This window comes from Holdemania filiformis, from assembly GCF_003459085.1.
Taxonomy (GTDB): Bacteria; Bacillota_I; Bacilli_A; order Erysipelotrichales; family Erysipelotrichaceae; genus Holdemania; species Holdemania filiformis.
Genome location: NZ_QRUP01000031.1, coordinates 25,342 through 34,423, shown reverse-complemented (window position 1 = coordinate 34,423; position 9,082 = coordinate 25,342). Strand labels below are relative to the sequence as shown.

Annotated in this window: 8 protein-coding genes; 4 read left to right on the top strand and 4 right to left on the bottom strand. The window is 52.0% G+C overall.

The window, feature by feature from the left end:
* Positions 1 to 20: 20 nt before the first annotated feature.
* Positions 21 to 293 (top strand): hypothetical protein, encoded by a 273-nt coding sequence (locus DWY25_RS16845; protein WP_147336713.1) that lies wholly within the window; start codon positions 21 to 23, stop codon positions 291 to 293.
* 319 nt (positions 294 to 612) lie between these two features.
* Here DWY25_RS16845 and DWY25_RS16840 read toward each other — a convergent pair whose 3' ends face one another.
* Genes DWY25_RS16840 through DWY25_RS16830 form a run of 3 tightly spaced genes read right to left on the bottom strand, consistent with a single transcriptional unit; the run spans position 613 to position 4,486 of the window.
* Positions 613 to 2,265 carry an ABC transporter ATP-binding protein gene (locus tag DWY25_RS16840; protein WP_244926007.1) on the bottom strand — a complete coding sequence of 551 codons (1,653 nt, stop codon included), beginning with the start codon at positions 2,263 to 2,265 and terminating at the stop codon, positions 613 to 615.
* The gene (locus tag DWY25_RS16835; protein WP_117896221.1) at positions 2,255 to 4,012 is read right to left on the bottom strand and encodes an ABC transporter ATP-binding protein; all 1,758 of its coding nucleotides are present in this window, start codon (positions 4,010 to 4,012) and stop codon (positions 2,255 to 2,257) included. Before DWY25_RS16835 ends, DWY25_RS16840 begins: the two co-directional genes overlap by 11 nt.
* A 3-nt stretch (positions 4,013 to 4,015) precedes the next feature.
* Positions 4,016 to 4,486: a MarR family winged helix-turn-helix transcriptional regulator gene (locus DWY25_RS16830; RefSeq protein WP_117896220.1), complete on the bottom strand. Its 471-nt coding sequence runs from the start codon at positions 4,484 to 4,486 to the stop codon at positions 4,016 to 4,018.
* 537 nt (positions 4,487 to 5,023) lie between these two features.
* Between DWY25_RS16830 and DWY25_RS16825 the strand changes: the two genes are divergently transcribed.
* Together DWY25_RS16825 and DWY25_RS16820 are read left to right on the top strand one after the other, a co-directional pair.
* The gene (locus DWY25_RS16825) at positions 5,024 to 6,433 is read left to right on the top strand and encodes a polysaccharide deacetylase family protein (RefSeq protein ID WP_117896219.1); all 1,410 of its coding nucleotides are present in this window, start codon (positions 5,024 to 5,026) and stop codon (positions 6,431 to 6,433) included.
* A gap of 180 nt (positions 6,434 to 6,613) precedes the next feature.
* Positions 6,614 to 7,207, top strand: coding sequence for a hypothetical protein (locus DWY25_RS16820; protein ID WP_117896218.1), 594 nt, complete (start codon positions 6,614 to 6,616; stop codon positions 7,205 to 7,207).
* Between the two features lie 136 nt (positions 7,208 to 7,343).
* Here DWY25_RS16820 and DWY25_RS16815 read toward each other — a convergent pair whose 3' ends face one another.
* Positions 7,344 to 8,069 carry an NAD-dependent protein deacylase gene (locus tag DWY25_RS16815; RefSeq protein ID WP_117896217.1) on the bottom strand — a complete coding sequence of 242 codons (726 nt, stop codon included), beginning with the start codon at positions 8,067 to 8,069 and terminating at the stop codon, positions 7,344 to 7,346.
* Positions 8,070 to 8,269: 200 nt separating this feature from the next.
* Between DWY25_RS16815 and DWY25_RS16810 the strand changes: the two genes are divergently transcribed.
* A complete protein-coding gene (locus DWY25_RS16810; protein WP_181981889.1) occupies positions 8,270 to 9,043 on the top strand; it encodes a TMEM164 family acyltransferase in 774 nt (257 codons plus the stop codon).
* The last annotated feature ends 39 nt before the right edge of the window (positions 9,044 to 9,082 follow it).

The window sequence follows — 9,082 nt, the reverse complement described above, 5'->3', positions numbered from 1 at the left end:
TGCGGATGAAATACGACGAGATGGATGAGAAGACGGTGTATAAAAAAGGCATAGAAAAAGGGATACGGAAAGGGAAAATCTTATTATTGAAGGATGTATTAAATCAGAAATTCGCGTTGACGGAAACGGATGAGGCGTGTTTATCTAACTTAACGGAAGAAGATATCAATCAGATCGTCCATATTTTATATAAGATCAATACGCTGGAAGATTTCCATGATCAGCTTAAAAAGCTTTCTGATTTAAAGAATCGGGCCATTAATAATACTCAGTTCTCTTTTTCTCATGATTGATGGAAGTTGTTGTCGAACAATAAAAGGATGATAATGCGAAGATTGAAAAGATCAGTCAGCTAAGCATTGTACGAGAATAAGCTGTTATTGATTTAATTGAACCTGATTGCAGAAATCCGCTCATTCATAGCGCGTAAAAATTTCTCTCATCATCAATATTCATAAACCAAGATTACACTGACTCCCGCATGAGAGCGGGAGTTTGTCGTTAAATCATGGGAAAATTTGAATTCAGGAGAAGTTGGAACACGCAGCGTTTTTGTTTATCCTGTACTTACAAAAAACTATCGCAGTGGGATCGAAAAGAAAGCGGCACTTTCTAAATGGAAATCAGTCTGCCATTTCTATTTTGTTGATATAAACGGTGAGAAATGGAGATCACAGTGCGGTTGGCAGAAGCCCGGCGCAGCGCTTCCATGACTAACGCTTCTGTACCGCTGTCCAGATTGGCGGTGATTTCATCCAGAAGCAGGATGCGCGGATCGGCCGCTACGGCCCGGGCGATCGCTAACAGCTGCAGTTGACCTTGGGAAAAGAGTGATGGATCCCAGGGCGTCGCCATTCCCTGCGGCAGCTGGGCGATAACCGTGTCCAGACCGACTAACCGCACGGCATGCGCTATCTGATCGGCGGTAATCGTTTCATCAAACAAGGAAATTTGATCGCCAACCGTGCCGTTGGCCGGCCGCAGCGTTTGTTCCACATAACCGAACAATCGTCGTTTCTGACGATCGCTGATCTGATCGGCAGGGGTGCCGAAAATCGTAACGGATCCCTGCTGAGGGGAATATAAACCGAGGATCAATTTAAATATTGTACTCTTTCCAGCTCCGGTTCGTCCGGCCAGCGTGACCGTTTCCCCTTGTTCAACACGAAATGAACAATCACGCAGGACGGTTTCTTCCTTTTCATAACCGAAGGTAACGTGATTCAGCGCCAGCGCCGGTTCGCCGACCGGCAGGGCGGAAAGTGTCAGCGTTGCTTCCGGCAGATTCCGCTGCGGCTGGCGGAAGAAAGCTTCGATCCGCTGAATGCCGGCAACCGCTGATTGAATATTCTCAATTTCCATGCCGATGTTTTCCAGGGGCGTGAAAATCTTGCTGACATAGGCGGTGACCGCCACTGCCGAACCCACCGACATGCCGAATAATGAGCGCCAGCCGCCGGACAGTGTCGCCAGGATCATCATGACGGCGACGACGGCGCTGCTGCTGAAAACGATAATCGGCGAATAGACGGAATCATAGAAATTCGCTTTTTCCAGACTTTGATAGCTTGTCTGTAAATGCTGGTCATAGCGGTCTTCCATTCGTTCCTGTTTATTCAGCGAGCGGATCATCCGCAGGCAGTTCAGTGTTTCCGGAACGAGATGGTTGACCTGCGCGATCGCCGCCCGGTTCGTTTTTTGAGCCTGAAGCATCCGTTTCTGGAAATGCCGGGTCACGGCGAACAACAACGGCGTGATCACAATCAGAAGAAAGCCCAGCCCAAGGCTGCGGATGAAGATCATGACCAAAACTCCGATCACTTTCAAGCTGTCGGCAGCCATATTGAGCACGCCGTTGTCAAACAGCGCGCTCAGCGCGTCGACGTCGTTGACGAACAGAGAAACAGTTTTCCCCGCGTCCTCCCGTGTAAAATAAGCCGCCGGCAGAGTATCGAGCTTGGCGCAGAGGTCCTGGCGGACCTGCCGGGTAATTTTCTGTCCCGTGCGGGTGATCATGACCGTCTGCAAAGATTCCAGTATCCCAGCCAGCGCCAGAAACAGGAAATAAGCCAGTGCCGGGCCCACGCCGACGGCTTGCCGCAGCGTCAGTTGGTTGACTATTTGTTCGAGCACTAACGGCGGAAGCAGCGCAGCCAGCGTTCCGGCGAGGATTACAATTCCCAATCCGGTGAGAAACAGGCGCTGCTGAGCGATTACAGTGAGGACGCTGTTTTTCAGCGTCAGCGAAGTGTTGTTATTTTTCATCGTCATCGCCTGCTTTCTTTTGTTGGGTTTTAACAAGCCGGGCATAAGCGGGATTCTCCGCCATCATCGTCGCGGGATCGGCTATCCGGGCAGTTCCGTTTTCCAGCCAGAGCACCTGATCGAACTGGGCAAAATGGGTCAGACGGTGGGAGATCAACAGGATGATCCGATCTTTGCCCAATACGCGCAGGTTGCGCAGAATTTCGTCTTCCGTGGCGGGATCGACCGCGGAAAACGGATCGTCGAGCACCCAGACCGGCCGCGGCCGGGCCAGTGTGCGCGCCAGCGCGAGCCGTGCCTGCTGACCGCCGGAGAGCCGCGTTCCCTGTGCCCCGATCTGTGTTTTGAGGCCTTCCGGCATTGCCACGACTTCCTCCTTCAGCGCGGTAAGCTTTAACCATGGCGCGCAGTCCAGGTCTTCGCCGAGCTGAATGTTTTCTTCAATCGTGTCGCTGAGCAGCTGCGGGGCATGCCCCAGATAGCCGACCAAATGGCTGATCTGCGCGCTGTTGAGCTGCGCGATTTCCAAACCGTTGATCCGCAGACTGCCGGTGTAAGGCAGCTCGCCTAACAACAAGCGGCCCAGCGTCGATTTTCCACAAGCCAGCGGACCGGTGATGCCGATGATCTGCCCGGCGTGAACTTGGAATGACACATGCTCGAATAAGGGCGGCTGGTGAGGATAAGCGAAGCTTAAATCTTCCACTTTTAATTCAGCGGGTCCGGCGGTTGGCGGCAGGGTTGAATCCGGAATCTTTACCGGCTGCAGCTGCGGCTGGATCCGCTGCCAGGATACTTTAGCTTTCTGAACGGCATTGAACAGTTTGGCGGCATGGGAGCTTTTCAGCGCCAGCCGGGAGAAACAGTTCAGATAGGTCGTGAAGGCGGCAAGATCCCAGGCAGCCCAGCCGGTGTCTGATACGTTTTGAACGCCGCGAAGCAGCACGAAGACGACGCCGGCCATGGCAATGATGTTATACAGCGGCTGCATTGCGTTTTCCCAGGCACTGGAAACAACCGCGTTTTTCTCCACGACGGCTAATTGATCGCCAAGGGCCTGATCCCGCTGGTTTTCGCAGCCGAAGACCCGATAGGTCAGCGCGTTGCTGACGCGGTCAAGCGTCATCGTGTTGAGCTGGCTGACGCTGTTTTTATAGGCGGCGGCGCTGCGGGTGATCGGATGTTTTAATTTTTGTGCCAAAAGAGCGGCCAACGGCGCAAACACACAGGCTAAAAGCGTCAGCCGGAGATCATAGGCCATCAACATCCCCAGATAGGCGATCATCACGACGCCGGTATCGAACACTTCAGTTGTAAATTTGCGCATGCCCTCAGCACAGGCGTCCACATCGCTGATCGCCTTGGTCATCAGGCTTCCGGCCTCGTCCGCACTCAAGACGGCCGGATTTTGGTAGACAAGATTGCGGTACAGCACCCGCCGCATGGAACGGGCGGTATCGTTGGCAAAACGCCGCACTCCGAACCGCTTGAGACAGCGCGCTCCCTGAACGATCAAGATGACGATCAGATAGACGCCGCCCAGCTTGATCATGTCGATTCCGCTTTTTTCGCCTGCCAGGACTGCCATTAAACACAGCGTCAGCTGTCCTTCGAAGTAAGGCCCGGCTGTCAGGCCGGCATTGTAGAGGATGCCGGTCAGCGTGATGCCGGCCAGTACGCGGCGTTCCTGATAAAAATAGGTGCTCAACCGGTCGGGCCGGCGTTCTCTGTTGGATTTGCGAATCATGAATTAATCTCCTGCCGGCGCATTCACCCGTTGATTCAGATGTGGGAAACCGGCTTTGCTTTCCGTCTTGCAGCGCAGGTAAAGACGGTTTAACAAGCCTGCGAACGCCTCGCTTTCCGCTTCGCTGAATTCTTCCAGCAGCCAGGCGTAAGCTTCGGCTTCGATCGCGGCTTTGGATTGCTTCAGCGCTTCCGCCTTCGCCGTGGCACTGAGACGCCGGGCACGTTTGTCCTCCGGATCCGGAGTTCGGATCAGATACCCTTTCTGTTCCAGATTCGCCGCCCGCCGGGCGCAGGCTCCCTTATCAATTCCAAGTACGCTGCGGACGCCGGCCTGAGTGATGCCGGGATTTTTCCGGACGACGTGAATGAAATCCAGTTCCGCGGCGCCGATGCCTTCCGCTTTTAACGAACGGGTGGTGAACTTGCTGACCTCGCGGGCAATTTTTGTGATTTGACGAGCTGTTTTATCCATGATGATCCTCCTTTATTGAACCGACTTTATCCTTGAATACGCGGATTGGCAGGTGCTGATGATAGATAGAAAGCAATATAGATGATATTGCATCAATTTGTATGATAGTACATCTAAATTCTACTGTCAATCCGAATTAAACCTTTCATTGTTTGACGCAGGCTTTTCATTTTTGCCTCCGTTACTGCGCTTTGCGCAGTCACAAATATTGCAGGAAAGCAAGCTAGATCGCTCTACTTTCACACTTTCATCCCAGCGGTAGTTGCGGACTGAAGGAGGAATTTGACCGGGTTTATTTGTGAACCCGGTTTCCGTCATGAATTTGTAAGACTTCGTAAAGTCGTTGTCATTGAGTTCCCTTCCGATTTTAGCTAAAATGAACATACAGACAGTTCGAAAATTGAAAAATGTCTGGGAATCCGCCATGCGGACTACAATCATAAAAGAGAAATAAAAAAATTTAAACTTTTAGCCCGTTAAAAGGATCTTATAGAGGGGTAGAAATTTTCTATCGGACGGAAAGGACGATTGGATAGAATGAAAACACAAAGAAGAAGAAAAAGAGGACGCCGGATCAATAAAGGAAATCTGGCGATTCTGATGGTCATCGCGGTTGCCGCACTGGCTTTGATTGGGGCCGGGGTCGGATGGCTGTTGTCGAACCGGGAACCGGCATTTCTGAAGCCGCAGGTTTCTTCTTCGGAAGAACTGAAGGATAAAAGCAAGGATGTTCAGCTGGCGGTTTATTACCCGCAGAGCGCCGACAGCACGTTCCAGGAGGCGCTGGCCCGGAACGCAGAAGTCATTTTCAATGATTTGAAGGCACAGACTGACGGCTATCAAAAGGAAAAGAAGCCGCTGCTTATCAAGGCGGATTATCAGATGAATGTGAATCAGGACCGCTATGTTTCACTGGAATACACGATTTCACGCAATGAAAATGAAACCGTACAGGAACAGCGGCAGTCGTATTTATACGATCTGACCGATCACCAGTGGCTCGACGCTTCGGCCTTATTGGATGAGAACGCCCTGAAATGGTTGTCGGCGAATCTGCGCGCTCAGCTGAAGGCGGACGATAACTGGAAGGAAGCGGCGTATACGCTGCCGCTGATCGAAGCGACGGCCTGGGATTCCGGCAACTTCTCGGATTTCACATTAAAAGACGGAATGCTGATCTTTAATTTTCCTGCCGGCAAGCTGGGGGAAAATGCCTACCGCTGGGAGTTTCCGGTTTCCAATTTAGGCGAGCATTTCCTGCTGGACATCGGGCAGGGAACCTTGCCGGAGAACAATGTCCGGATTGCGCCGCGGGTGATCGATCCCAACAAACCGATGGTCGCGCTGACCTTCGACGACGGGCCGCATCCGACCAACACGCCGCAGCTGATCAATCTTCTGCAGCATTATGATTCGGCGGCTACGTTCTTCATGCAGGGAGTCCGGGTGGAGAAATATCCGGAAACGACGCTGATGGTGATCAACTCCGCCAGCGAAGCGGCATCGCATTCCTACAACCACCCGAAGCTGACGAAGTTGAAGGGCGATAACCTGTTATTTCAGCTCAACCGCACGACGGAACTGGTTCAGGAGCTGACGGGCTGGCAGTACACGATCAAGCATATCCGTCCGCCTTACGGCGCGGCCAACGCGACTGTGAAAGAAAATTCAGCTTATCCGTTGATCATGTGGGGCATTGATACGCTCGACTGGAAAACGCTCGATCCGGTACAGACGGTGGAGAACACAATGTCCGCAGTGAAAGATGGTTCGATCGTACTGATGCATGATATCCATGCCGAAACGGTGACGGCTGTTGAATCGCTGCTTCCGCAGCTGATCGAAGCGGGTTATCAGCTCGTAACAGTTGATGAACTGCTTCAGGCCAAGGGGGTTGAGGTTTACAACGGTCAGCGTGTCTTCAGCGCTTATGATATTAAGGATTGACAAGCAATTTGAATTTGATTTGAGGATACACGACAACGGGGCGGAACCAACCCGTTGTTTTTTGAAGATCGAGTCTTTCCCTGATGAAAGACTTGCGGTAACCGTGATCTGACGGCGCTGATCCTGCGCGTCTGTGAGTTGATGGGTTCAAGTGAAAAAGCGTAAACGAGGAGCGGGACAATGAAGAAACGAGACTTTATAGGGTATGTTCTGAGCTTGGCCGTGGTTCTGCTTTATCCATTATTTACGCCGCCGGCGGTTTCAAGCGCCGGGATTCAATCTGTTTTTGATGCGGAGTCCTCTGCTATGCGAATGGATGAGCTATATGTGCCGTTCTTCAATCTTCCGCATCTGCATTTTCAGACAAACAAAGTGTTTGTGATCGAGAATCTGAACGCGGATCCTGACGTACTTTTTGATTATATCAACCTGGAAGTTTCCAGCACGCCTCAGTTTCACAGCTATACCCTGAGAAAAATTCTGGAAATTCACGATGAAATAGCGGCGGAAGTCCGTTTTCAGGAAGCCGGCACCGAGGTACTCGTCAGAATTGTTGAGACTGATTTCAGTACCGAGGATCCGGGAAGCTATGCTTATTCCGTACTTGCTTATTTTAAAGTGGAGAAGATCCATTATGCCGTTTTGACGCCGCTTTGGGGAAGAGAAACGGCCCAGCCGTTGAGCGATAGCGAGAGTACCGCGCTAAAGGAACAAGCGGCCGCTGAAGTCCGGGCGATTGTCCGTCAGATACAAAAAGGGAATTCCACGCATTGAACGGGAATTCCTTTTAAGTTGAAATGAGGATTGAAGCATGCCGGATGCGGCAAAGCGGAGGGACAAGTTATTCCGCAACGCTGGTTTGCGCAACGTTTTTGCCTGCCCGCAGTTCTTTTCCGGCTTGTATTGCAGATTAAACGTGCAGCTGGGCGAGTGTTTCCGCCAGCGGGGCTAAAATATGCAGATCGGCATTTTTGTCCATCGGCGTCGCCGTCTTGTTGATGACGACTAGCTGATCGCCGTAAAAATAGCGCACCATCGAGGCGGCCGGATAGACGGACAGCGAGGTTCCGCAGATGATCAGCACATCGGAATGCTGGATCCAGGCTAACGCTTGATCCATTACGGCTTCGTCAAGCGCTTCCTCATACAGAACGACGTCCGGCTTCATCAGTCCGCCGCAGACCGGACAGCGCGGCAGATCCTCAGTCTTCAGGATAAAGTCCAGGCCTTCCTCATGATGACAGTTTACGCAGTAATTCCGCATGATCGAGCCATGCAGCTCCGCGACGTGTTGACTGCCGGCGAGGGTATGCAGATTGTCGATGTTCTGCGTCACGACGCCCAGACAACGTCCGGTTTTCTCCAGCTCCGCCATAAAGCGGTGAGCAGCGTTGGGCCGGGCGTTCGGATAAAGCATGCGGCTGCGGTAGAAGCGGTAAAACTCTTTCGGATTCGACTCAAAAAAATGATGGCTGATGATTTCCTCCGGCGGGTAATCATACTGCTGCTGATACAGTCCGTCAACGCTGCGGAAGTCCGGAATTCCGCTTTCCGTGGATGCGCCCGCGCCGGTAAAAAAGACGATGCGCTTCCCTCGATCCAGGATTTCCTGCAGCGCTTGAATCTGTTTTTCCATACTTGTAACTCTCCTTTTTCTGATTTCTCTTGTGTTCCAGATTTGTTTCAGCTTCTTCTTTGCTTTCTTTTCAGATTATCTTTCATTGGCCGCCGATCGACCTCGCTGTTTCCGGTCATCGGGAAGATATCCCGGGAACCTGCTTCTATTTTATCACGGTTTGACCGCTGCGTTATAATAAAGATAAAGAAGGGATGCTTATGCGCACGTTGGTTTTGATGCGGGCCTTGATGTGGAAAACGCCTGAACCCTGCGGCCTTTTTCACGCTCTGATGGCGGGATTGGCCGTGCTGAGCGCACTGGGGGCGTGGCGGTTACGCGGATTGAAAGAAAGCCGCCGGCAAAAGCTGTTGTTTTGCCTTGGTGTTCTGTTAGGAAGCGGCGAAGTTCTCAAGCAGGTGTTCCGCTTTCTGATCGTCGATCAGCGTGTGTATAACTGGTGGTATTTTCCATTTCAGCTTTGCAGCATGCCGATCTACCTCTGTCTGCTTCTGCCCCGGCTAAAAAAAGGCCGGCGGACCGTCGTTACTTTCCTGGCGGATTTTGCGCTGCTGGGCGGGATCGCCGTCTATCTTGATCCTTCGGATATGCTCAGTCCGTCTGTGTTTCTGACGCTGTTCTCGTTTCTTTGGCACGATCTGCTGATTGTGATCGGTATCCTGTGCGGAACCAGCGAAGTGATGGAGGATGATTTTCGGGGAGCGATGAAAATGCTTGGACTCTTCGGATTGCTTGCGGGGATCGCGGAAATGCTGAACGTCACGCTTTCCCGATATGGTGAATTGTCGATGTTTTACCTGTCGCCCAAACTTGCCAACACGCAGCTGGGCTTTCGTGAAATCGCCCGGCTCTGGGGTATTCCGGCAGGGAATTTCTGTTATTTTCTGGCGATGATCGCCGGCGGGCTGCTCATTCATACGCTGTGGCGGCGAATCCGGCAAAAAGACAGGTCAATCCGGGAACAGGATGTTTGAGTTTTAAGGGAAAACACGATACAATAAGCGCGGTGAAGA

Excerpts from the sequence above, each read along its gene's own strand:
- DWY25_RS16830 (WP_117896220.1), bottom strand. The coding sequence starts at position 4,486 with ATGGATAAAACAGCTCGTCAAATCACAAAAATTGCCCGCGAGGTCAGC.
- DWY25_RS16825 (WP_117896219.1), top strand. The coding sequence starts at position 5,024 with ATGAAAACACAAAGAAGAAGAAAAAGAGGACGCCGGATCAATAAAGGA.
- DWY25_RS16835 (WP_117896221.1), bottom strand. The coding sequence starts at position 4,012 with ATGATTCGCAAATCCAACAGAGAACGCCGGCCCGACCGGTTGAGCACC.
- DWY25_RS16845 (WP_147336713.1), top strand. The coding sequence starts at position 21 with ATGGATGAGAAGACGGTGTATAAAAAAGGCATAGAAAAAGGGATACGG.
- DWY25_RS16815 (WP_117896217.1), bottom strand. The coding sequence starts at position 8,069 with ATGGAAAAACAGATTCAAGCGCTGCAGGAAATCCTGGATCGAGGGAAG.
- DWY25_RS16840 (WP_244926007.1), bottom strand. The coding sequence starts at position 2,265 with ATGAAAAATAACAACACTTCGCTGACGCTGAAAAACAGCGTCCTCACT.
- DWY25_RS16810 (WP_181981889.1), top strand. The coding sequence starts at position 8,270 with ATGCGCACGTTGGTTTTGATGCGGGCCTTGATGTGGAAAACGCCTGAA.
- DWY25_RS16820 (WP_117896218.1), top strand. The coding sequence starts at position 6,614 with ATGAAGAAACGAGACTTTATAGGGTATGTTCTGAGCTTGGCCGTGGTT.